Genomic DNA, 25,465 nt, shown 5'->3' with positions numbered 1-25,465 from the left:
CCTGCACCTCAGAGCCCCTCCACCCTCTGAAAACTGAATACTGGGCGCATTATTTGCTCGAGATCCTTGTCGTCACCGGAATTCTCATGCACTCTGGTGAATTAACGATGGCCATTGCGCGATGCGCCTCGGATACGGGACCCCAAAGGGATGATAGGGGTCCATAGGGGGTTTGAAGGGGTTTCTGGTTGCGCTGCCCTGTGTAAAGCTGACGTACGGTCTTGGTGTTATGTCTGCGAGGGTAATGGGGCGCGCGATGGTGAGTGAGTCCGTGGATTTCACGCCCGAGCACACCGAAAAGGGGGGCACGAGCCCCGAAGGGGCGTCCCCGTGGCGTGACCGGCTCGCCGCGCTCCCCGAGGCCGAGCGCGCCGAGGCCCTCACCGCCTGGGTCGGCGAGATCGTCGAACAGGCCCTCAAGGACAAGGCACCGGACCTCCTCGACCCCGAGCGTCCCTTCCTCGACCTGGGCTTCGACTCCCTCGCCACCGTCGATCTGCACGCCCGGCTGACCGCCGCCACCGGACTGCGGCTGCCCGTCACCCTCGCCTTCGACCACCCCACCCCCGCCGACCTCGCCCGCCATGTGCGGACCCAATTGCTCGGTGCGGACGATGACTCCGACGCTTCACCGGCCGCCGCCGGAATGGGCCCGATAGCCGCCGACGAGCCCATCGCCATTGTCGGAATGAGCTGCCGGTTCCCCGGTGACGTCGGATCCCCCGAAGAACTGTGGGAAATCGTCGCGGGCGGAAAGGACGTCATCTCCGAATTCCCGGTGAGCCGGGGCTGGGATCTCGCCGGACTTTACGACCCCGACCCGGACAGGGCGGGCAGCAGCTATACCCGCGAAGGCGGATTCCTGCACGACGCCGATGAGTTCGACCCGGCGTTCTTCGGAATCTCCCCGCGCGAAGCCCTCGCGATGGATCCGCAGCAGCGGCTGCTGCTGGAGACCTCCTGGGAGGTCTTCGAACGCGCCGGTATCGACCCCGCGACCCTCCGGGGTGGCCGGACCGGTGTGTTCGTCGGCGCCGAGACCCAGGACTACGGACCCCGGCTGCACGAGGCCGAGCAGGGGATCGAGGGCTATCTGGTCACCGGCAACGCCGCCAGCGTCGCCTCCGGCCGGATCGCCTACACCTTCGGCTTCGAGGGCCCCACCGTCACCGTCGACACCGCCTGCTCCTCCTCCCTGGTGGCGCTCCACCTGGCCGTCCAGGCGCTGCGCGCGGGCGAGTGCACCATGGCGCTCGCCGGTGGCGCGGCGGTCATGGCCAACCCCGGCTCGTTCATCGCCTTCAGCCGCCAGCGCGGCCTCGCCCCCGACGGCCGCTGCAAGCCGTTCGCCGCCGCGGCCGACGGCACCGCCTGGGGCGAGGGCGTCGGCATGCTGCTCGTCGAGCGGCTTTCGGAGGCCCGTCGACACGGCCACCGGGTCCTCGCCGTCGTCCGTGGCACCGCCATCAACCAGGACGGCGCAAGCAACGGCCTCACCGCCCCCAGCGGCCCCGCCCAGCAGCGCGTCATCCGCCAGGCCCTCGCCAACGCCGGGCTGACGGGCGGCGAGGTCGACACGGTCGAGGCCCACGGCACGGGGACGACGCTCGGCGACCCCATCGAGGCCCAGGCGCTGCTCGCCACCTACGGCCGGGACCGCGAGGCGGACCGGCCGCTGTGGCTCGGCTCGCTCAAGTCCAACATCGGCCACACCCAGTCCGCGGCCGGTGTCGGCGGCATCATCAAGATGGTCATGGCGATGCGGCACGGGGTGCTGCCGCGGACGCTGCACGTGGACGAGCCGACCCCGCATGTCGACTGGACCGCCGGTGACATCGAGCTGCTGACCGAGGCGCGGCCCTGGCCGGAGAGCGACCGCCCGCGCCGCGCGGGCGTCTCGTCGTTCGGCATGAGCGGCACCAACGCGCACGCCATCATCGAGCAGCCGCCGGCCGAGGACCGCGACGGAGCGGACGGGCTTGATGGTGCGGACGGTCCTCATGGTGCGGACGGGCCTGATGGTGCGGACACCGCCCAGGGCACCGCCCCGCTGCCCTGGGCCATCTCCGCGAAGACCACCGACGCCCTCCGGGGCCAGGCCGAGCGGCTGCACGCGCTGCTGGAGGCCGACCCCGACCTCGCCCTCACCGACATCGGCCACTCCCTGGCCACCACCCGCGCCACCTTCGAACAGCGCGCCGTGCTCCTCGCCGATGACCGCGACGGCTTCCGCACCGCCCTGCGCACCCTCGCCGACGGCGGCGACGGGCCGACCGTCGTGCGCGGCGCTCCCGTCGCGGGAAAGCTCGCCCTGCTGTTCACCGGACAGGGCAGCCAGCGCCTCGGCATGGGCCGTGAGCTCCACGCCGCCTACCCCGTCTTCGCCGAAGCCCTCGACGACGCCTGCTGGTACCTCGAAGAGCAGCTGGAACTCCCGCTTCTCGACGTGCTCTTCGCCGAGGAGGGCAGCCCCGAGGCCGCCCTCCTGGACCGCACCGACTACACCCAGCCCGCCCTGTTCGCCATCGAGGTCGCGCTCTACCGCCTCATCGAGTCCTGGGGACTGCGCCCCGAACTGCTCGCCGGACACTCCATCGGCGAACTCGCGGCCGCCCATGTGGCGGGTGTGCTGTCCCTGGAGGACGCCGCCGCCCTGGTCGCCGCCCGTGGGCGGTTGATGCGGGAGCTTGCCGAGGGTGGCGCGATGGTCGCGGTGCAGGCGTCGGAGGACGAGGTGCTGCCGCTGCTCGCCGGGCGCGAGGACCGGATCGGCATCGCCGCGATCAACGGCCCCCAGTCCGTCGTCGTCTCCGGCGCCGAGGAGGACGCGCTGGAGATCGCTTCCGGTTTTGAGGCGCGGGGCCGCAAGACCAAGCGGCTCACCGTCAGCCACGCGTTCCACTCCCCGCTGATGGACGGCATGCTCGCCGAATTCCGGCGTGTCGCCCAGGTGCTGGAGTACGCGCCGCCGCGCATCCCCGTGGTCTCCACCGTCACCGGGCGCGTCGCCACCGCCGAGGAGCTGTGCTCGCCCGAGTACTGGGTGCGCCACGTCCGCGAGGCCGTCCGCTTCCTCGACAGTGTGCGCACCCTGGCCGACAAGGGCGCCACCACCTTCCTGGAGCTCGGCCCGGACGCCGTGCTCACCGCCATGGCCCAGGACTGTCTGTCCGACGCAGACGCCGACGCTGACGGCAACCCCGACGCCGACGGCACCGCGTACGCCGCCGCGCTGCGCGCCGGGCGCCCCGAGGCCGAGACCCTGACGGCTGCCGTGGCACTGGCGTACGTCCGGGGCAAGAAGGCCGACTGGGCCGCTCCGTACGCCACCACCGGCGCCCGCACGATCGACCTGCCCACCTACGCCTTCCAGCGCCAGCACTACTGGCTCAACACCCCGGCCCCGGCCGGAACGGCGGCGGAGGCCGGGCCGGGCGGTGCCGTCGATGGGCGGTTCTGGGATGTGGTGGAGCGCGGGGATGTGGCCGCGTTGGCGGCGGAGCTCGCGGTGGATCCGGAGCTCTCGCTGGGTGAGGTGTTGCCCGCGCTGTCGTCGTGGCGGCGGCAGGAGTTGGTGCGTTCGGTGGTGGATGGCTGGCGTTACCGGGTGTCATGGCGGCCGGTGACGGAGCGGTTGGCCGGCGGGGTGCTGGGTGGTTGCTGGCTGGTGGTTGTGGCGGGGGATGAGGCCGAGGGTGTTTGGGCCTCGGGTGTGGTGCGGATGCTGGCCGGGCGTGGTGTGGATGTGCGGGTGGTCGAGTCGGACGCGGTGGACCGCGCCGGGGCGGCGGAGGAGCTGCGTACGGCGGTGGGCGACGCCTCGGTGACGGGTGTGGTGTCGCTTCTCGCGGTGGGCGAGGCCGATGGCGCGTCGGGGTTGTTGCGTACGGCTGTGTTGGTGCAGGCGTTGGGTGATGTGGGTGTGGGTGCGCCGTTGTGGGTGGCGACGCGGGGTGGGGTGTCGGTGGGGCGTTCGGATGGTGTGGTGGTGCCTGGTCAGGCTTCGGTGTGGGGGCTTGGTCGGGTGGTGGCGTTGGAGTTGCCGGAGCGGTGGGGTGGTCTGGTCGATCTGCCGGAGTCGGTGGATGAGCGTGTGCTGGGTCGGCTGGCGGGTGTGCTGGCTGGTGCTGGTGCTGGTGCTGGTGCCGGGGCCGGGGCCGGTGCCGGTGGTTCGGGTGAGGATCAGGTCGCGGTGCGCGCCTCGGGCGTCTTCGGACGTCGGCTGGTGCGGGCGGTCGGGTCCCGGACGTCGGACGATGAGGGCTGGCGTGCCTCGGGTTCGGTGCTGGTGACGGGCGGTACGGGTGCGCTGGGTGCGCATGTGGCCCGTTGGCTGGTGGCGAACGGTGCCGAGCATGTGGTGCTCACCAGCCGCCGGGGGCTGGAGGCTCCGGGCGCGGCCGAGCTGCGGGATGAGCTGGCGGCTTCGGGTGCTCGGGTGACGGTTGCCGCGTGCGATGTCGCGGACCGGGACGCGCTCGCGGGGCTGCTGGCCGGGCTTCCGGCGGAGCTTCCGCTGACGGCCGTCGTCCACGCGGCCGGTGTGCTGGACGACGGCGTACTGGACGCGCTCACGCCCGAGCGGTTCGCCTCGGTGCTCCGGGCGAAGGCCGACGCCGCGCTGTATCTGGACGAGCTGACGCGGGACCTGGACCTCTCGGCCTTCGTCCTCTTCTCCTCGATCACCGGTTCGGTGGGCGCCGCCGGACAGGCCAACTACGCCGCTGCCAACGCCTACTTGGACGCGCTGGCCGAGCGGCGGCGCGCCGAGGGCCTGCCCGCCACCTCGATCGCCTGGGGCCCGTGGGCGGACTCCGGGATGGCCGGGGACGACGCCATGGAGCGGCGGATGCGCCGCGAGGGCATGCCGCCGATGGCGCCCGAGTCGGCCGTCGCCGCGCTGCGGCAGGCGCTGGACCTCGATGACACCGCCGTGACGGTCGCGGACATTGACTGGGAGGACTTCACCCGCACCCTCACCGCCGTACGGCCGAGCCCGCTGATCGCCGAGCTGGTGGCGGAGGCCGGGCCGGTCGCGGCGACCGGCGCCGACACCGTCAAGGTCGTCACCGACGCCGACTCCGCCTCCCCGCTCGGCGAGCGCCTGAGCGGTCTTCCGAGGGCCGAACAGGACCGTGCGCTGCTGGAGTTGGTGCGTGCGCAGGTCGCGTCGGTGCTGGGGCACGGCGGGGCCGAGGCGGTGGAGGCCGGGCGTGCCTTCAAGGAGCTGGGCTTCGACTCGCTGGCCGCGATCGAGCTGCGCAACCGCCTGAACGCGGCGACGGGGCTGCGGCTGGCCGCCACGCTCATCTACGACTACCCGAACGCCACCGCGCTCGCCGACCATCTGCGGACGGAGCTGGTGGGTTCGGACGCTGCGGTGAGTGGTGGCGTGGTGACTCCGGCGGTTGTGGTGGCCGATGATCCGATCGCGATTGTGGCGATGAGTTGCCGTTTCCCGGGTGGGGTGCGGTCGCCGGAGGAGCTGTGGCGGCTGCTGACGGCGGGCGGGGACGCGATTGCGGAGTTCCCGTCGGATCGTGGTTGGGATTTGGCGGGGTTGTACGACCCGGATCCGGATCGTCAGGGGACGTCGTACACGCGTGAGGGTGGTTTCCTTTACGACGCGGGGGACTTCGACGCGTCGTTCTTCGGGATTTCGCCGCGTGAGGCCCTCGCCATGGATCCGCAGCAGCGGTTGCTGCTGGAGACCTCGTGGGAGGCGTTCGAGCGCGCGGGCATCGACCCGGCCACGCTGCGCGGCAGCCGTACCGGTGTCTTCGCGGGCACCAACGGCCAGGACTACGCCGGGCTCGTCTCCACCCCGCCCGAGGGTCTGGAGGGCCATCTGGGCACGGGCAACGCGGCGAGCGTGGTGTCCGGCCGGGTGGCGTACACCTTCGGTCTCGAGGGCCCGGCGGTCACGGTGGACACGGCGTGTTCGTCATCGCTGGTGGCCCTGCACATGGCCGTTCAGGCGCTGCGGCAGGGTGAGTGCACCATGGCGCTCGCGGGTGGCGTCACGGTGATGTCCACGCCGGAGGCGTTCGTGGACTTCAGCCGTCAGCGCGGGCTCGCGGAGGACGGCCGGATCAAGGCGTTCGCGGCCGGTGCGGATGGCACCGGCTGGGGCGAGGGCGCGGGCATGCTGCTGGTCGAGCGGCTGTCGGACGCGGAGAAGAACGGCCACCCGGTGCTGGCCATCGTGCGGGGCAGCGCGATCAACCAGGACGGTGCGAGCAATGGTCTGACGGCGCCGAACGGCCCCTCGCAGCAGCGGGTGATCCGGCAGGCGCTGGCCGGTGCCGGGCTGTCGGCCGGTGATGTGGACGCGGTCGAGGCGCATGGTACGGGTACGACGCTGGGTGACCCGATCGAGGCGCAGGCGCTGCTGGCCACGTATGGGCAGGAGCGGGAGGCCGACCGGCCGTTGTGGCTGGGGTCCATCAAGTCCAACATCGGCCACACGCAGGCGGCGGCCGGTGTCGCGGGCATCATCAAGATGGTGCTGGCGATGCGGCATGGTGTGTTGCCGCAGACGTTGCATGTGGATGCGCCGTCGCCGCATGTGGACTGGTCGGCGGGGGCCGTCTCGCTGCTGACGGAGCGGGTCGAGTGGCCGGAGACCGGTCGTCCGCGCCGCGCGGGTGTGTCGTCCTTCGGGCTCAGCGGCACCAACGCGCACACCATCATCGAGCAGGCCCCGGCCGCTTCGGCTGCCCCGGCCGCCCCGGGGGAGCAGCCCGCGCCGCGTGAGCTGACCGCGCTGCCGTGGCTGCTGTCGGCGAAGGACGGGCAGGCACTGCACGCCCAGGCCGCACAGCTGGCCACCCACCTCCGCACCCACCCCGAACTGAGCGCGACCGACCTCGCCTTCTCGCTCGCCACCAGCCGCGCCGCGCTGGAGCGGCGCGCGGCGCTCATCACCACGGACCGCGAGACGTTCCTCGCGGGCCTGGACGCGGTGGCCCGGGGCGAGTCCGTCCCGGGTGTGGTCGAGGGGGCGGTCGCTGAGGGCAAGTTGGCGTTCCTGTTTACGGGGCAGGGGAGTCAGCGGCTGGGGATGGGGCGTGAGTTGTACGACGCCTTCCCGGTGTTCGCGGATGCGCTGGATGAGGTGTGTGCGCATCTGGATCTGTACCTTGAGCGGCCGCTGCGGGATGTGTTGTTCGGGGATGACGCGGCGGCGCTGGATCGGACGGGGTTCACTCAGCCGGCGTTGTTCGCGGTTGAGGTGGCGTTGTTCCGGTTGGTTTCGGAGGCGTGGGGGCTGCGGCCCGATTTCCTCTCCGGGCATTCGATCGGTGAGCTGGCGGCCGCGCATGTGGCGGGTGTGTTGTCGCTGGCGGACGCGGCGCGGTTGGTTGCGGCGCGTGGGCGGTTGATGCAGGAGCTTCCGGCCGGTGGCGCGATGGTCGCGGTGCAGGCGTCGGAGGACGAGGTGGCGCCGCTGCTCACCGAGCGGGTGTCGATCGCCGCGCTCAACGGGCCGTCGTCGGTGGTCATCGCCGGTGATGAGGACGCGGCGCTGGAGATCGCTTCTGGTTTTGAGGCGCGGGGTCGTAAGACCAAGCGGCTCACCGTGAGCCATGCGTTCCACTCGCCGCGCATGGACGGCATGTTGGACGCGTTCCGCGAGGTCGCGGAGGGGCTGTCGTACGAGGCTCCGCGCATTCCGATCGTGTCCAACCTCACCGGCGGTGTGGTGTCCGCCGAGGAGATCACGACGGCCGACTTCTGGGTGCGTCATGTCCGTGACGCTGTGCGCTTCCTCGACGGTGTGCGGACGCTGGAAGCGGAGGGTGTGACGACCTTCGTCGAGCTCGGCCCCGATGGCGTTCTCTCCGCGATGGCGCAGGAGTGTGTGACCGGCGAGGACGCCGCGTTCGCCGCCACGCTGCGGAAGGGCCGTGCCGAGGCCGAGTCGGTGACCGCCGCCCTCGCCCTGCTGCATGTCCGGGGCCAGTCCCCGGACTGGGGCCGCTACTTCGAGGGCACCGGGGCCCGGCGGGTCGAGCTGCCGACGTATGCCTTCCAGCGCACCCGGTACTGGTGGGAGGAGGCCCCGGCCGGAACGGCGGCGGAGGCCGGGCCGGGCGGTGGCGTCGATGGGCGGTTCTGGGATGTGGTGGAGCGCGGGGATGTGGCCGCGTTGGCGGCGGAGCTCGCGGTGGATCCGGAGCTCTCGCTGGGTGAGGTGTTGCCCGCGCTGTCGTCGTGGCGGCGGCAGGAGTTGGTGCGTTCGGCGGTGGATGGCTGGCGTTACCGGGTGTCGTGGAAGCCGGTGACGGAGCGGTTCGCCACCGGTGTGCTGGGTGGTTGCTGGCTGGTGGTCGTCCCAGCGGATGAGGCCGAGGGCGCTTGGGCCACGGGTGTGGTGCGGACGCTGGCCGGGCGTGGTGTGGATGTGCGCGTGGTCGAGTCGGACGCGGTGGACCGCGCCGGGCTGGCGGAGGAGCTGCGTACGGCGGTCGTGAGCGGTTCGGTGGCGGGGGTGTTCTCCCTGCTGGCGGTCGGCTCCGCGTCGGGGTTGTCGCGTACGGCTGTGTTGGTGCAGGCGTTGGGTGATGTGGGTGTGGGTGCGCCGTTGTGGGTGGCGACGCGGGGTGGGGTGTCGGTGGGGCGTTCGGATGGTGTGGTGGTGCCTGGTCAGGCTTCGGTGTGGGGGCTTGGTCGGGTGGTGGCGTTGGAGTTGCCGGAGCGGTGGGGTGGTCTGGTCGATCTGCCGGAGTCGGTGGATGAGCGTGTGCTGGGTCGGCTGGCGGGTGTGCTGGCCGGTGCCGGTGGTTCGGGTGAGGATCAGGTCGCGGTGCGCGCCTCGGGCGTCTTCGGACGTCGGCTGACGGAGGCTTCCGGGACGCGGACACGGACGTCGGGGACGTCGGGCGACGGGGGCTGGCGTGCCTCGGGTTCGGTGCTGGTGACGGGCGGTACGGGTGCGCTGGGCGCGCATGTGGCGCGCTGGCTGGTGGCGAACGGTGCCGAGCATGTGGTGCTCACCAGCCGCCGGGGTCTCGACGCCCCGGGCGCGGTGGAGTTGCGCGATGAGCTGGCGGCTTCGGGTGCTCGGGTGACGGTTGCCGCGTGCGATGTCGCGGACCGGGACGCGCTCGCCGGGCTGCTTGCGTCCATACCGGCCGAGTTCCCGCTGACCGCCGTCGTGCACGCCGCCGGTGTGCTGGACGACGGCCTCGTGGACACGCTGGACGCCGAGCGCCTGGAGCGGGTGGTGCGCGCCAAGGCCACCTCCGCGCAGAACCTCCATGAGCTCACCCGGGACCTGGACCTTTCGGCGTTCGTGCTCTTCTCCTCGCTCGCCGGTTCGGTGGGTGCCGCCGGTCAGGGCAACTACGCCGCTGCCAACGCCTACTTGGACGCGCTGGCCGAGCTACGGCGCGCCGAGGGCCTGCCCGCCACCTCGATCGCCTGGGGCCCGTGGGCCGAGGGCGGCATGGCCGCCGACGAGGCGCTGGAGCGCCGGATGCGCCGCGACGGAGTGCCGCCGATGGCGCCCGAGTCGGCGCTCACCGCGCTGCGGCAGGCGCTGGACCTCGATGACACCGCCGTGACGGTCGCGGACCTCGACTGGGACCGGTTCCTCGCCGAGTTCACCGCCGTACGGCCGAGTGCGCTGTTCGGCGAGGTGCGGGCCGCGCGTCCGGCGCCGGCCGCCGAGGGCGCGTCGCGCCCGGCCGTCACCGCCGGTACCGGTACCGGCACACTCGCGGAGCGGCTGTCCGGGCTGACGGAGAACGAGCGCGCACAGACGCTGCTGGAGCTGGTGCGTGCGCAGGTCGCGTCGGTGCTGGGGCACGGCGGGGCCGAGGCGGTGGAGGCCGGGCGCGCCTTCAAGGAGCTGGGCTTCGACTCGCTCACCGCCGTCGAACTCCGCAACCGGCTCAACGCGGCGACTGGCCTGCGGCTGCCCGCCACGCTCATCTACGACTACCCGAACGCCACCGCGCTCGCCGACCATCTGCTTGCTGAACTTCTGGGCGCGGACGCTGCGGCGGTGGGCGGTGCGGTGGCGCCTACGGTCGTGGTGGCGGATGATCCGATCGCGATCGTGGCGATGAGTTGCCGTTTCCCGGGTGGGGTGCGGTCGCCGGAGGAGCTGTGGCGGCTGCTGACGTCCGGTGGGGACGCGATTGCGGAGTTCCCGTCGGATCGTGGTTGGGATTTGGCGGGGTTGTACGACCCGGATCCGGATCGTCAGGGGACGTCGTACACGCGTGAGGGTGGTTTCCTTTACGACGCGGGGGACTTCGACGCGTCGTTCTTCGGGATTTCGCCGCGTGAGGCCCTCGCCATGGATCCGCAGCAGCGGTTGCTGCTGGAGACCTCGTGGGAGGCGTTCGAGCGCGCGGGTATCGACCCGGGGGCGCTGCGCGGTCAGCAGATCGGTGTCTTCGCCGGGACCAACGGCCAGGACTATCTGTCGCTGCTGATGCGGGCGCCCGAGGGGCTGGAGGGCCATCTGGGCACGGGCAACGCGGCGAGCGTGGTGTCCGGGCGGGTGGCGTACACCTTCGGCCTTGAGGGCCCGGCCGTCACGGTCGACACGGCCTGCTCGTCCTCGCTGGTGGCACTGCATCTGGCGGTGCAGGCGCTGCGGCAGGGCGAGTGCACGATGGCGCTCGCGGGCGGCGTCACGGTGATGTCCACCCCCGAGAACTTCATCGACTTCAGCCGTCAGCGCGGCCTGGCCGCCGATGGCCGGATCAAGGCGTTCGCGGCCGGTGCGGATGGCACCGGCTGGGGCGAGGGCGCGGGCATGCTGCTGGTGGAGCGGCTGTCGGACGCGCGGAGGAACGGTCACCCGGTGCTGGCGGTGGTCCGGGGCTCGGCGATCAACCAGGATGGTGCGAGCAATGGTCTGACGGCGCCGAACGGTCCGTCCCAGCAGCGGGTGATCCGGCAGGCGCTGACCAGCGCCGGGCTGACGACCGGTGATGTGGACGTCGTCGAGGCGCATGGTACGGGTACGACGCTGGGTGACCCGATCGAGGCGCAGGCGCTGCTGGCCACGTATGGGCAGGAGCGGGAGGCCGACCGGCCGTTGTGGCTGGGGTCCATCAAGTCCAACATCGGTCATACGCAGGCGGCGGCCGGTGTCGCGGGCATCATCAAGATGGTGCTGGCGATGCGGCATGGTGTGCTGCCGCAGACGTTGCATGTGGATGCGCCGTCGCCGCATGTGGACTGGTCGGCGGGTGCGGTTGCGCTGCTGAGCGAGCAGGTGGAGTGGCCGGAGACCGGCCGTCCGCGCCGCGCCGGTATCTCCTCGTTCGGCATCAGTGGCACCAACGCGCACACCATCATCGAGCAGGCTCCGGCGGTCGACACACCGGTCGAGGCGCCGGTCGACGCGCCGGTCGAGGCACCCGAGCGAAATGGCCTCGGCGGCCTTCTGCCGTTCGCCCTGTCGGCCAAGAACGCCGAAGCGCTGCGGGAGCAGGCCGCGCGGCTGCACACCCACATCGCGTCGCGCCCGGAGGCGGCGCCGCTCGACCTCGCCCACGCACTGGCCGTCGGCCGCGCCGCCCTGGAGCGGCGTGCGGTGCTGACCGTCGGCGACCGGGACGAGCTGCTGCGGACACTCGACGCCCTGGCCCGGGGCGAGTCCGCCCCGGGCGTGGTCGAGGGGGTGGTCGCTGAGGGCAAGTTGGCGTTCCTGTTTACGGGGCAGGGGAGTCAGCGGCTGGGGATGGGGCGTGAGTTGTACGACGCCTTCCCGGTGTTCGCGGATGCGCTGGATGAGGTGTGTGCGTATCTGGATCTGTACCTTGAGCGGCCGCTGCGGGATGTGTTGTTCGGGGATGACGCCGAGGCGCTGGATCGGACGGGGTTCACTCAGCCGGCGTTGTTCGCGGTTGAGGTGGCGTTGTTCCGGTTGGTTTCGGAGGCGTGGGGGCTGCGGCCCGACTTCCTCTCCGGGCACTCCATTGGTGAGCTCGCTGCCGCGCATGTGGCGGGTGTGCTCTCGCTCGCCGACGCCGCGAAGCTGGTGGCGGCGCGTGGCCGGTTGATGCAGGAACTTCCGGCCGGTGGCGCGATGATCGCCGTCCAGGCGTCCGAGGACGAGGTGGCGCCGCTGCTCACCGAGCGCGTGTCCATCGCAGCCCTCAACGGCCCGGCCTCCGTGGTCATCGCGGGTGACGAGGACGTGGCCGGGGAGATCGCGGCCGGTTTCGAGGCCCAGGGCCGTAAGACCAAGCGCCTCACGGTCAGCCACGCCTTCCACTCCCCACGTATGGACGGCATGCTGGAGGCGTTCCGCGAGGTCGCCGAGGGCCTGTCGTACGAGGCCCCGCGCATCCCGATCGTCTCCAACCTCACCGGCACCGTGGTCTCCGCCGAGGAGATCACGACGGCCGACTTCTGGGTGCGCCACGTCCGCGAGGCCGTCCGCTTCCTCGATGGCGTCCGGACCTTGGAGGCCCAGGGCGTCACCACCTACCTCGAACTCGGCCCCGACGGCGTCCTGTCCGCGATGGCGCAGGAGTGCGTGACAGGCGATGAGGAGCCCGCCTTCGCCGCCGTCCTGCGCAAGGACCGCCCCGAGGCCGAGGCGCTGCTCGCGGCCGTCGCACGGGCGCATGTCCGTGGTGTGACGCCCGACTGGGCGGCCGTGTTCGCCGGTACGGGCGCCGCCCCCGTGGACCCGGCCGAGCTGCCCACCTACGCCTTCCAGCGCACCCGCTACTGGCCCAGCGCCGCCGCCCTCGCGGCGGGCGACCCCGAGTCGATCGGGCTGGGCGACATCGACCATCCGCTCCTCGGCGCCGCCGTCGCGCTCGCGGACGCCGATGGCCTCCTGCTCATCGGGGTGCTTTCGACCCGTACCCACCCCTGGCTGGCCGACCACGCGGTCATGGACACCGTGCTGCTGCCCGGCACGGCCTTCGTCGAGCTGGCGAGCACGGCGGGCGCCCAGGTCGGCTGTGAGCGGCTGGACGAACTCACCCTCGAAGCACCGCTCGTGCTGCCCGAGCACACCGGGGTACGGGTGCAGCTCGTCGTGGACGGGCCGGACGAGTCCGGCCGCCGCTCCTTCAGCCTGCACTCGCGCCGTCACGACGCGCTCGGCACCGAGCCGTGGACGCGCCACGCCACCGGTGTGCTCGCCCCCGGCGCCCGGGTGTCCGAGTCCGATCAACCCGATGAGCTCGCCGTATGGCCACCGCAGGGCGCGACGCCGATCGCGGTCGAGGGGCTGTACGAGGAACTGGCCGGGGCGGGCCTCGGCTACGGGCCGGTGTTCCAGGGGCTCAAGGGCGCCTGGCGGCTCGGCGAGAACCTCTACGCCGAGGTGGGCTTCCCCGAGGACGCGCCGCTGACGTCGGGCGCGGAGGCCGAGCGGTTCGGGCTGCACCCGGCCCTGCTCGACGCCGCGCTGCACGTCATCGGCCTCGACGGCGCCGACCGCGAGTCGGCACTGGCCGAGGGCGCGCTGCTGCCGTTCGCGTGGAACGGCGTCCAGCTGCACGCGGCCGGGGCCGGTGCGCTGCGGGTGCGGCTGTCCGAGCGGTCGTCGAACGCGGTCTCGCTGCTGGTGGCCGACGGCACGGGCCGTCCGGTGGCCACGGTCGAGTCCGTGGCGCTGCGGGCGGCCTCGGCCGACCAGGTGCGCGCGGCGCGCGGTGGGCTGCACGAGTCGCTGTTCCGGCTGGACTGGACGGCGGTTCCGGCGCCCGCGACCGGCGCGGTCACGGGCGACTGGGCGGTGCTCGGCGCGGACGCCGCCGAACTGGCCGCCCTGGAGGGCGCGTTCGGGCCCGGGGCCCGGCTCGCCGCGTACCGCGATCTGGCCGTGCTGCGCACGGCCGTGGAGTCCGGGGCACCCGCGCCCGGCACCGTCCTGCTGAGCGCCACCGGTGGCGACGGCGACGCGTCGGCCGTGCACGAGGCAACCCAGACCGTGCTCGCCCTGCTCCAGGAGTGGCTGGCCGATGAGCGGTTCGCAGCGTCGCGGCTGGTGCTGCTGACCCGGGGCGCGGTGGAGACCGAGCCGGGCGCGGGCGTGGCGGATCTGCCGTACGCCGCCGTGCGCGGTCTGTTCCGCTCCGCGCAGTCGGAGAACCCGGGCCGTCTGGTGCTGCTGGACGTGGACGGCGAGGAGGGCTCGTACCGTACGGTGCCCGCCGCGCTCGGCGTGGACGAGGCGGAGCTGGCGCTGCGCGCGGGCGTGGCGCTCGCGCCACGGCTGGCCCGGGTGCCGGTCACGGACGACACGGACCTCGCAGACGGCGCGGAAACCGTCACCGTCCCGTCGTACGACCCCAACGGCACCGTACTGATCACCGGCGCCACCGGAACCCTCGGCGGCCTCTTCGCCCGCCACCTCGTCACCGCCCACGGCGTACGCCACCTGCTGCTGGTCAGCCGCCGTGGCGCCGACGCCGAGGGCGCCGAGGAGCTGGGCGCCGAGCTCACCGCGGCCGGTGCCACCGTCACCTGGGCGGCCTGCGACGTGGCCGACCGCGACGCGCTCGCCGCGACCCTGGCGGCCATCCCGGCCGAGCATCCGCTGACCGCCGTGGTGCACACGGCGGGCGTCCTGGACGACGGCGTCCTCGGCTCGCTGACGCCTGAGCGCATAACCCACGTTATGTGCCCCAAGGTGGACGCGGCGCTGAACCTGCACGAGCTGACCCGCGGCCACGAGCTGTCCGCGTTCGTGCTGTTTTCCGGTGCCGCCGCCGTGTTCGGCGCGCCCGGACAGGCGAGCTACGCCGCCGCCAACTCCTTCCTGGAAGCGCTCGCGCAGCACCGAGTCGCCCAGGGCCTCCCGGCCACCGCGCTGGCCTGGGGCCTGTGGGCCGGTGCGGGCATGGGCAGCGAACTGGACGAGGTCGATCTGCGGCGCATCGCACGCGGCGGGGTCGCCCCGATCGCCGCCGACGAGGGGCTCGCGCTCTTCGACGCGGCCCGCGCCGACGGTGCCGCCGTGCTGTTCCCGATGCGGCTCGACCACGCGGGGCTGCGCACCGAGGCCACGGCGACCGGGACCGTACCGGCCCTGTTCCGGGGCCTGGTGCGGACCCCGGTCCGGCGGGCCGCCGCCACGGCCGCCACCGCCGACGGCTCCTCGCTCGCCCAGCGCCTCGCCGGGCTCGCGCGGCCCGAACAGGACCGTGAGCTGCTGGAGTTGGTGTGCGGCCGGGTCGCCGCGGTGCTCGGTTACGCGGGCCCGGAGGCGGTCGAGGCCGGGCGTGCCTTCAAGGAGCTGGGCTTCGACTCGCTCACCGCCGTCGAACTCCGCAACGACCTCAAGACCGTCACCGGACTGCGGCTCCCCGCGACGCTCGTCTTCGACTACCCGACCCCCACCGCCCTCGCCGGTCATCTGCGCGAGGAGCTGCTGGGCGCCGAGGAGGAGGTCGCGGCGCCGCTCGTGCCCGTACGGGCGGGGGCGGGCCCGGCGGTCGACGACGACCCGATCGTCATCGTCGGCATGAGCTGCCGCTACCCGGGCGGGGTGCGCACCCCGGAGGAGCTGTGGGAGCTCGTCGCCACCGGCGGCGACGGCATCTCCGGCTTCCCCGTGGACCGTGGCTGGGACCTCGACGGCCTCTACCACCCGGACCCCGACCACGCGGGCACCTCGTACACCCGCGAGGGCGGCTTCCTGCACGACGCCGCCGAGTTCGACCCGGACTTCTTCGGGATCTCGCCGCGTGAGGCGCTGGCGATGGATCCGCAGCAGCGGCTGCTGCTGGAGACCTCGTGGGAGGCGTTCGAGCGGGCGGGCATCGACCCGGCGCGGGTGCGCGGCAGCCGTGTCGGCGTCTTCGCGGGCGTCATGTACCACGACTACGTGACCGGCCTCGACGGCATCCCCGACGGTGTCGAGGGCTACATCGGCACCGGCAACGCCGGCTCCATCGCCTCCGGCCGGGTGGCGTACACCTTCGGCCTCGAAGGCCCGGCGGTCACCGTGGACACGGCGTGCTCGTCGTCGCTGGTGGCGCTGCACTGGGCGATCCAGGCGCTGCGCGCGGGCGAGTGCACGATGGCGCTGGCCGGTGGTGTGGCGGTCATGGCCACGCCCGAGACGTTCATCGACTTCAGCCGTCAGCGCGGCCTGGCCACGGACGGCCGCTGCAAGTCGTTCGCGGCCTCGGCGGACGGCACGGGCTGGGCCGAGGGCGCGGGCATGCTGCTGGTGGAGCGGCTGTCGGACGCGCGGCGCAACGGCCACCCGGTGCTCGCGGTGGTCCGGGGCTCGGCGATCAACCAGGATGGTGCGAGCAATGGTCTGACGGCGCCGAACGGTCCGTCCCAGCAGCGGGTGATCCGGCAGGCGCTGACCAGCGCCGGGCTGACGACTGGTGATGTGGACGTCGTCGAGGCGCATGGCACGGGTACGACGCTGGGTGACCCGATCGAGGCGCAGGCGCTGCTGGCCACGTATGGGCAGGAGCGGGAGGCCGACCGGCCGTTGTGGCTGGGGTCCATCAAGTCCAACATCGGTCATACGCAGGCCGCCGCCGGTGTCGCGGGCATCATCAAGATGGTGATGGCCATGCGGCACGGTGTGCTGCCGCGGACGCTGCACGTGGACGCGCCCTCGCCGAACGTCGACTGGGAGGACGGCGCGGTCTCGCTGCTGACCGACCAGGTGGAGTGGCCGGAGACCGGCCGCCCGCGCCGCGCCGGTGTGTCGTCGTTCGGCATCAGCGGCACCAACGCGCACACCATCATCGAGCAGCCGCCTGCCGCCGAGGACCGCGAGGACGCGGCGGCGCGGCCGTCCGCCGTACCGCCGGTGCTGCCGTGGCCGCTGTCGGCCGTGGGCGGCGACGCGCTGCGCGACCAGGCCCGCCGTCTGCGTGACCGGCTCCGCGCCGCCGACGAGGACGTGGACCTGGCCGCCATCGGCTACACCCTGGCCGCCGGGCGCACCGCCTTCGAGGACCGCGCGGTGCTGGTGGCCGACGGCCGCGACGGCTTCCTGCGCGCCCTGGAGGCGCTGGCCTCCGGTGAATTGGCCACAGGCGTGGTGCAGGGCTCGCCGGTGGCCGGGAAGCTGGCGTTCCTGTTCACCGGTCAGGGCAGCCAGCGGCTGGGGATGGGGCGTGAGCTGTACGACGCCTACCCGGTGTTCGCGGAGGCGTTCGACGCGGTGTGCGACGAGCTGGATCAGCATCTCGGACGGCCGCTTCGTGAGGTGTTGTTCGGGCGTGACGCCGAGGCGCTGGATCAGACCGGGTTCACCCAGCCCGCGCTGTTCGCGGTCGAGGTGGCGTTGTTCCGGCTGGTTTCGGAGGCGTGGGGGCTGCGGCCCGATTTCCTCTCCGGGCATTCGATCGGTGAGCTGGCGGCCGCGCATATGGCGGGTGTGCTCTCGCTCGCGGACGCCGCGAAGTTGGTTGCGGCGCGTGGGCGGTTGATGCAGGAGCTTCCGGCCGGTGGCGCGATGATCGCCGTCCAGGCGTCCGAGGACGAGGTGGCGCCGCTGCTCACCGAGCGTGTCTCGATTGCCGCGCTCAACGGGCCCACGTCCGTGGTCATCGCGGGTGATGAGGACGCGGCGGCTGAGATCGCGGCTGGTTTCGAGGTGCAAGGGCGGAAGACCAAGCGGCTCACGGTCAGCCATGCGTTCCACTCGCCGCGCATGGACGGGATGCTGGAGGCGTTCCGCGAGGTGGCCGAGGGGCTGACCTACGAGGCGCCGCGCATCCCGATCGTCTCCAACCTGACCGGCACCGTGGTCTCCGCCGAGGAGATCACGACTCCCGACTTCTGGGTGCGCCACGTCCGCGAGGCCGTCCGCTTCCTCGATGGCGTCCGGACCTTGGAGGCCCAGGGCGTCACCACCTACCTCGAACTCGGCCCCGACGGCGTGCTCTCCGCCATGGGCCAGGACTGCCTTGCCGAGGGCGACACCGCAGCGGGCTTCGTCGCCGCCCTGCGCGGTGGCCGCCCCGAGGCCGAGGCCGTCACCACCGCCCTCGCCGCCCTGCACGTCCGTGGTGTGACCCCGGACTGGGAGGCGTTCTACGGCGGAACCGGCACGCGGCGGCGCGTGGAGCTGCCGACGTATGCCTTCCAGCGGCGGCGCTACTGGCTGGACGTGCGGACGGCCACCGCCACCCCCGAGGCCACGGCTCAGAGCGCGGTGGACGCCCGCTTCTGGGAGGCTGTGGAGCGCGCGGACCTGGCCTCGCTCGCCGAGACCCTGAACCTCGGCACCGAGGACAACGGGGCGCTGGAGGCACTGCTGCCCTCGCTGTCGTCGTGGCGGCGGCGGCAGTCGGAGCGTTCGACGGTGGACGGCTGGCGCTACCGGGTGTCGTGGAAGCCGGTCACCGACCGCTCCGCCGCGTCCTTGGGCGGCGGCTGGCTCGTGGTGGTACCGGCCGAGGCGGCCGAGGACGCCTGGGTCGCGGCTGCCGTACGGATGCTGAACGACCGTGGTGTCGGCGTACGCCGCGTCGAGCTGACCGCCGACGACGACCGCGCCACGGTGGCCGAGCGGCTGGCCGGGGCCGTCGGCGACGCGCCCGTGACTGGCGGTGTGCTCTCCCTGCTGGCCCTCGCGGGCAACGGCGGCGATGGCAATGGCGACGGTGATGTGCTGCTGCGGACGGCCGCGCTCACGCAGGCCCTGGGCGACGCGGCCATTGGCGCGCCGCTGTGGGTGGCCACGCGGGGCGCGGTGGCCGTGGGCCGTTCGGACGGAACGGTCAGCCCCGCGCAGGCGCGGCTCTGGGGCCTGGGCCGGGTGGCCGCGCTGGAGGTGCCCGAGCGCTGGGGCGGTCTGGTCGACCTCCCGGCGACGGCCGACGAGCGTGCGCTGGGGCGGCTGGCGGAGGTGCTGGCCGGTGCAGGTGCCGGTGCCGGTCGCGGTGCCGGTGCCGGTGGCGAGGACCAGGTGGCGGTGCGGGCGTCGGGCGTGTTCGGACGCCGCCTCGTCCGGGCCTCCTCCGCCGCCACCGCGCCCGCGTCCTCGTCCGCGTCCGCCAGTGGCTCCTGGACGCCGGGCGCCGGTACGACCCTGGTCACCGGCGGTACGGGCGCGCTGGGCGCCCATGTGGCCCGTTGGCTGGTCGCGGGCGGCGCCGAGCATGTGCTGCTCACGAGCCGCCGTGGCCTGGACGCCCCGGGCGCGGCCGAGCTGCGCGATGAACTCGCCGCGTCCGGCGCCCGGATCACGGTCGCCGCGTGCGATGTGGCCGACCGGGGCGCGCTCGCGCGGCTCCTCGCCGACATCCCGGCCGAACTGCCACTGACGGCCGTGATGCACACGGCCGGGGTGCTGGACGACGGCGTACTGGACTCGCTCACCCCCGAGCGCTTCACCGGCGTCCTGCGCGCCAAGGCGGCCGCCGCGGCCCATCTCGACGAGCTGACGCGCGATCGGGAGCTGTCGGCCTTCGTGCTGTTCTCCTCGATCAGCGGCACGTTCGGCGCCGCCGGTCAGGGCAACTACGCGGCCGCCAACGCCTACGTGGACGCGCTCGCCGAGCGGCGGCGCGCCGAGGGCCTGCCCGCCACCTCGATCGCCTGGGGCCCGTGGGCCGAGGGCGGGATGGCCACGGAGGGGGCGCTGGAGCAGCGTCTGCGGCGCGGCGGACTGCCGCCGATGGACGCCGAGTTGGCGATCGGCGCGCTCCAGCGGGCGCTCGACCTCGATGACACGGTGGTCACGGTCGCGGACATCGACTGGGACCGGTTCGCACCGGACTTCACCGCGGCCCGGCCCAGCCGTCTGCTCGCGGACCTCCCGGAGATCCGCGCGGCGGCGGAGGCCACCGCCACCGCGCCCGCCGCCGACGGCTCCTCGCTCGCCGCCCGGCTGGCCGGGCTGGGCGAGGGGGAGCGGGACCGGCTGCTGCTGGACCTGGTCCGTACGCAGGTGGCCGCGGTGCTCGGACACGACGGCTCGGAGTCCATCGGCGCCGACCGGGCCTTCGGTGAGCTGGGCTTCGACTCGCTGACCGCCGTCGAGCTGCGCAACCGGCTCGGTGCCGCCAGCGGTGTCCAACTGCCAGCGACCCTGGTCTTCGACTACCCGACGGCCTCCGCCCTCGCGGGCTATCTGCGCGGCGAGCTCATCGGGACCGGCACTGGCACCGACGCAGATGCCGACGCCTCCCGCCCGGCTTCAGTGACGGCCGCCGCCGATGACGACCCCATCGCCATCGTCGCCATGAGCTGCCGCTTCCCGGGTGGGGTGCGGTCGCCCGAGGAGCTGTGGCAGCTGCTCACCGCGGGCGGCGACGCCATCGCCGAGTTCCCGGCCGACCGCGGCTGGGACCTGGACGCGCTCTACGACCCGGACCCGGACACGCGCGGCACCTTTTACGCCCGCGAGGGCGGATTCCTCTACGACGCGGGCCACTTCGACGCCGCGTTCTTCGGGATTTCGCCGCGTGAGGCGCTTGCGATGGATCCGCAGCAGCGGTTGCTGCTGGAGACCTCGTGGGAGGCGTTCGAGCGCGCGGGCATCGACCCCGCGGCGCTGCGCGGCACCTCCGCCGGGGTGTTCGTCGGCTCCAACGGGCAGGACTACGACGCCTCGCTGCACACCGTCCCCGAGGGCGTCGAGGGCTACCTGGGCACGGGCAACGCGGCCAGCGTGGTCTCCGGCAGGCTCGCGTACACCTTCGGTCTGGAGGGCCCGGCGGTCACCGTCGACACGGCCTGCTCGTCGTCGCTGGTGGCGCTGCACTGGGCGATCCAGGCGCTGCGCCAGGGCGAGTGCTCGCTCGCGCTCGCGGGCGGTGTGACGGTCATGTCCAGCCCCGGTGCGTACATCGAGTTCAGCCGTCAGCGCGGGCTGGCCCCGGACGGCCGCTGCAAGGCGTTCGCGGACGGGGCCGACGGCACCGGCTGGGGCGAGGGCGTGGGCATGCTGCTCGTGGAGCGGCTGTCGGACGCCCGGCGCAACGGCCACCCGGTGCTGGCACTCGTCCGTGGCTCCGCCATCAACCAGGACGGCGCCTCCAACGGTCTGACCGCGCCCAACGGCCCCGCCCAGCAGCGGGTCATCCGCCAGGCGCTGGCCGGGGCGGGCCTGTCCGCCGCCGAGGTGGACGCGGTCGAGGCCCATGGCACCGGCACCCGGCTCGGCGACCCGATCGAGGCGCAGGCGCTGCTGGCCACCTACGGCCAGGAGCGGGACGCGGACCGGCCGCTGTGGCTGGGCGCGATCAAGTCCAACATCGGCCACACCCAGGCCGCGGCCGGTGTCGCGGGCGTCATCAAGATGGTGCTGGCGATGCGCCACGGGGTGCTGCCGCGGACGCTGCACGTGGCCGAGCCGTCGTCGCATGTGGACTGGTCGGCGGGGGCCGTCTCACTGCTGACGGAGCAGGTGGAGTGGCCGGAGACCGGCCGTCCGCGCCGCGCCGGCGTCTCCTCGTTCGGCTTCAGCGGCACCAACGCCCATACCGTCCTGGAGCAGGCACCGGTCCACGACGAGACCGCCCAGGCACCGGTGGACGGCGAGACCGCCGGGGAAGCCGCACCGCGACGCCCCCTCGTACGGCCCGATGTGGTGGCCTGGCCGCTGTCGGCCAAGGGCGAGGACGCGCTGCGGGCCCAGGCCGAGCGGCTGCGCGCCCACCTCGAAGCCGGCGCCGGGTCCGACGCCGGGCCTGACGCGGTGGACGTGGCGTACTCGCTGGCCACCACCCGGTCCGCCCTGGAGCACCGCGCGGTCGTCCTCGGCCAGGACCGGGACCGGCTGCTCGCGGGGCTGACCGCCCTCGCGCGCGGCGAGTCCGCGGCGCAGCTGGTCAGGGGCGGGCCCGTGGAGGGCCGCACCGCCGTGCTCTTCACCGGGCAGGGCAGCCAGCGGCTGGGCATGGGCCGTGAGCTGTACGAGGCCAGTCCCGTCTTCGCGGAGGCGCTGGACGCGGTCTGCGCCGAGCTGGACCGGCACCTGGAACGGCCGCTGTACGACGTGCTGTTCGGGGACGACGCGGAGCCGCTGAACCGGACCGGGTTCACCCAGCCCGCGCTGTTCGCCGTCGAGGTGGCGCTGTTCCGGCTGGCCGAGGCCGCAGGGCTGCGGCCGGACGTCCTGACCGGGCACTCCATCGGCGAGCTGGCCGCGGCGCATGTGGCCGGGGTGCTGTCGCTGGAGGACGCCGCCACGCTGGTGGCCGCGCGCGGCCGGCTGATGCAGGAACTGCCCTCCGGCGGTGCGATGATCGCGCTCCAGGCGGCGGAGGACGAGGTCGAGCCGCTGCTCACCGAGCGTGTCGGCATCGCCGCGCTCAACGGACCGTCGTCGGTGGTCATCGCGGGCGACGAGGACGCGGCCGTCGCGGTCGCGGCGTCGTTCCAGGAGCGGGGCCGTAAGACCAAGCGGCTCACGGTGAGCCACGCGTTCCACTCCCCGCTGATGGACGGCATGCTCGCCGAGTTCCGCAAGGTCGCCGAGGGGCTGACCTACTACGCGCCGCGCATTCCGATCGTCTCCACCGTCACCGGACAGCAGATCTCCGACGAGCTGGGCATGGCCGCCGACTACTGGGTCCGCCACGTCCGCCACGCCGTGCGCTTCCTCGACGGGGTCCGCACCCTGGAGGCCCAGGGCGTCACCACCTACGTCGAACTGGGCCCGGACGGGGTGCTGTCGGCCATGGCGCAGGACTGCGTCACCACCGGGGACGAGGGCGCCGGGGACCAGGGCGCCGGGCACGAGGGCGCCGAGGACGTGGCCTTCGTGCCCGTACTGCGCGCCGGGCGCCCGGAGACCGAGACGCTGACCGGCGCCCTCGCCACGCTGCACGTCCGGGGCGCGGCCCTGGACTGGGAGGCGCTGTTCGCCGGGACCGGCGCCCGCCGCGTCGAGCTGCCCACGTACGCGTTCCAGCGGCGGCGCTACTGGCTCGAGGGCACTCCGCGGCACACGCCCGGCCAGGGGGCCACCGACCACGACACGGCCGGCGCCCGGTTCTGGGAGGCGGTCGAGAGCGACGACCTCGCCTCGCTGTCGGACGCGGTGGGCATCGACGTGGACCAGCCGCTCAGCGCGCTGCTCCCGGCGCTGTCCGCGTGGCGGCGCCGCGAACGCGAGCGGTCCGCGCTCGACGGCTGGCGCTACCGCGTCACCTGGAAGCCGCTGGAGGAGCCCCGGCTCGCCGCCGCCCCCGGCGTCTGGCTGGTCGTCGAACCGGCCGGAGCCGCGGGCCACGCCGACACCGTGCGGCGTGTGGCCGCCGCGCTGGCCGACCGGGGCGCCGACATCCGGCGTGTCACCCCGGTGGACGGCCCGGCCGACGGCTCGGACCTCGACCGGGACGCCCTGGCCGAGCGGATCCGCCGGGCCGCGGCCGACGAGCCGGTGCACGGCGTGCTGTCGCTACTCGCTTGGGACGAGCGCGCGCACCCCGACCACCCCGCCGTGCCCACCGGGCTGCTGCGCACCGGAGTGCTGGTGCAGGCGCTCGGGGACGCGGGCCTGGACGCCCCGCTGTGGTGCGCCACCACCGGCGCCGTCGCCACCTCGGCCTCGGAACCGGTCGGCAGCGCCGCACAGGCGCAGATCTGGGGCCTGGGCCGGGTGGTCGCGCTGGAGCACCCCGAGCGCTGGGGCGGTCTGGTCGACCTGCCCGTGACGCTCGACGAACGGGCCGCCGACCGCCTGGCCGGTGTGCTCGGCGGACACGGCGACGGCGACGAGGACCAGCTGGCGATCCGTACGGCCGGAGTCCTGGCCCGCCGCCTCGCCCACGCCGAGGGCATCCGCGCCAATGGCGCCCACGCCAAGTCCGCCTACGCCGAGGGCACCCACGCCAAGTCCACCTACGCCGAGGGCACCTACGCCGAGGGCACTCACGCTGAGCGCACCCGCGCCAAGTCCGCCTACGCCGAGCGCGTCTACGCTGAGGGCGCCCAGGCTGAGGGCACTCACGCCGAGGGCACCCGCGCCGAGGACACCCGCGCCAATGGCGCCCACGCCAAGTCCGCCTACGCCGAGGGCGTCTACGCTGCGGGCACCTACGCCGAGGGCACTCACGCTGAGGGCGCCCAGGCTGAGCGCACCCGCGCCGAGGGCGCCCATGTTGAGCAGATCCGCGCCACCGGCGCTCCGTGGCGGCCCCGCGGCACCGTTCTGGTCACGGGTGGCACCGGCGCGCTGGGTGCCCATGTGGCCCGTTGGCTGGCGGAGAACGGCGCCGAGCATCTGGTGCTCACCAGCCGCCGTGGCCCCGACGCCCCCGGCGCCACCGAGCTGCGCGACGAACTCGCCGCGTCCGGCGCCGGGGTGACCGTCGTCGCCTGCGATGTGACCGACCGGGACGCGGTGGCCGGGCTGCTGGCCCGGATCCGCGACGAACACCCGGGCCACCCGCTCACGGCGGTCGTGCACACGGCGGGCGCCGGGCAGTTCGCACCGCTCGCGGAGACCACCCCGGCCGATGTCGCCGATGTGGTGGCCGCCAAGGTGGCGGGCGCGGCCTATCTGGACGCGCTGCTCGGCGACACCGAGCTGGACGCCTTCGTGCTCTTCTCCTCGATCGCCGCGGTGTGGGGCAGCGGCGGCCAGGGCGCCTACGCGGCCGGAAACGCGTTCCTCGATGCGCTGGCCGAACAGCGCCGGGCCCGCGGTCTCACCGCCACCTCCGTGGCCTGGGGCCCGTGGGCGGACGGCGGGCTCGTCGCCGACGACGAGGCGGCCGAGCAACTGCGCCGCCGCGGCCTGCCGGTGATGGCACCGCACTCCGCCATCGCCGCCCTCCAGCAGACGCTGGACCGGGACGAGACCGCCGTGGCCGTGGCCGACGTCGACTGGGGCCGCTTCGCCCCCGCCTTCGCCGCGGCCCGCCCCCGTCCGCTCATCGCCGATCTGCCCGAGGCGCGTGCCGCCCTCGCGGCCGACCCGGCCGAGGGCGCGGGCGGCGGCGGTCCGGCCGACGCACCGGCGGTGTCCCTGCGGCAGCGGCTCGCCGGGCTCACCGGGCCCGAGGCCGAGAAGGTCCTGCTCGACCTCGTCCGTACGGAGGTCGCCGCCGTCCTCGGACACGACGACACCACGGCCGTCCAGGCGGGCCGGGCCTTCAAGGAGCTGGGCTTCGACTCCCTCACCGCCGTCGAACTCCGCAACCGGTTGAACGCGGCCACCGGGCTCCAGCTCACCGCCACGCTGGTCTTCGACCATCCGACGCCCGGCGCGCTCGCCGGTGTGCTGCGCGCCGACCTGCTCGGCGAGGACACCACACCCGGACTCCCCGTCCTCGCCGAAATCGACAAGCTGGAATTCACCCTTTCCAACGTCTCCGACGACGCGACGGAACGCGAGCGGGTCACCGCGCGCCTCGAAGCGCTGTTGCGGACCTGGAACGAGAACGAGAGCGCGGCGGGCGCCGACGGCGCCGACGACGATGAACTCGATCTCGACGCTGCCTCCGCCGAAGACATCTTCGACATCATCAACAACGAATTCGGAAGGTCCTGACGTGACGACCGCCCTCAATTCAACTGACCTCAGGAGGTGACGTTT

At 73.5% G+C, this 25,465-nt stretch carries 1 protein-coding gene; it reads left to right on the top strand.

Annotated features, from left to right (window positions below):
- The first annotated feature begins 256 nt into the window (after positions 1 to 256).
- Positions 257 to 25,420, top strand: a complete 25,164-nt coding sequence (locus ACJX2R_RS20490; RefSeq protein WP_413101309.1) for a type I polyketide synthase — start codon at positions 257 to 259, stop codon at positions 25,418 to 25,420.
- Positions 25,421 to 25,465: the final 45 nt, after the last annotated feature.

Origin of the sequence: Streptomyces sp. Inha503, assembly GCF_047215865.1 — a bacterium.
Classification (GTDB): Bacteria; Actinomycetota; Actinomycetes; order Streptomycetales; family Streptomycetaceae; genus Streptomyces; species Streptomyces lycopersici.
This window is presented reverse-complemented; position numbering and strand designations above follow the sequence as displayed.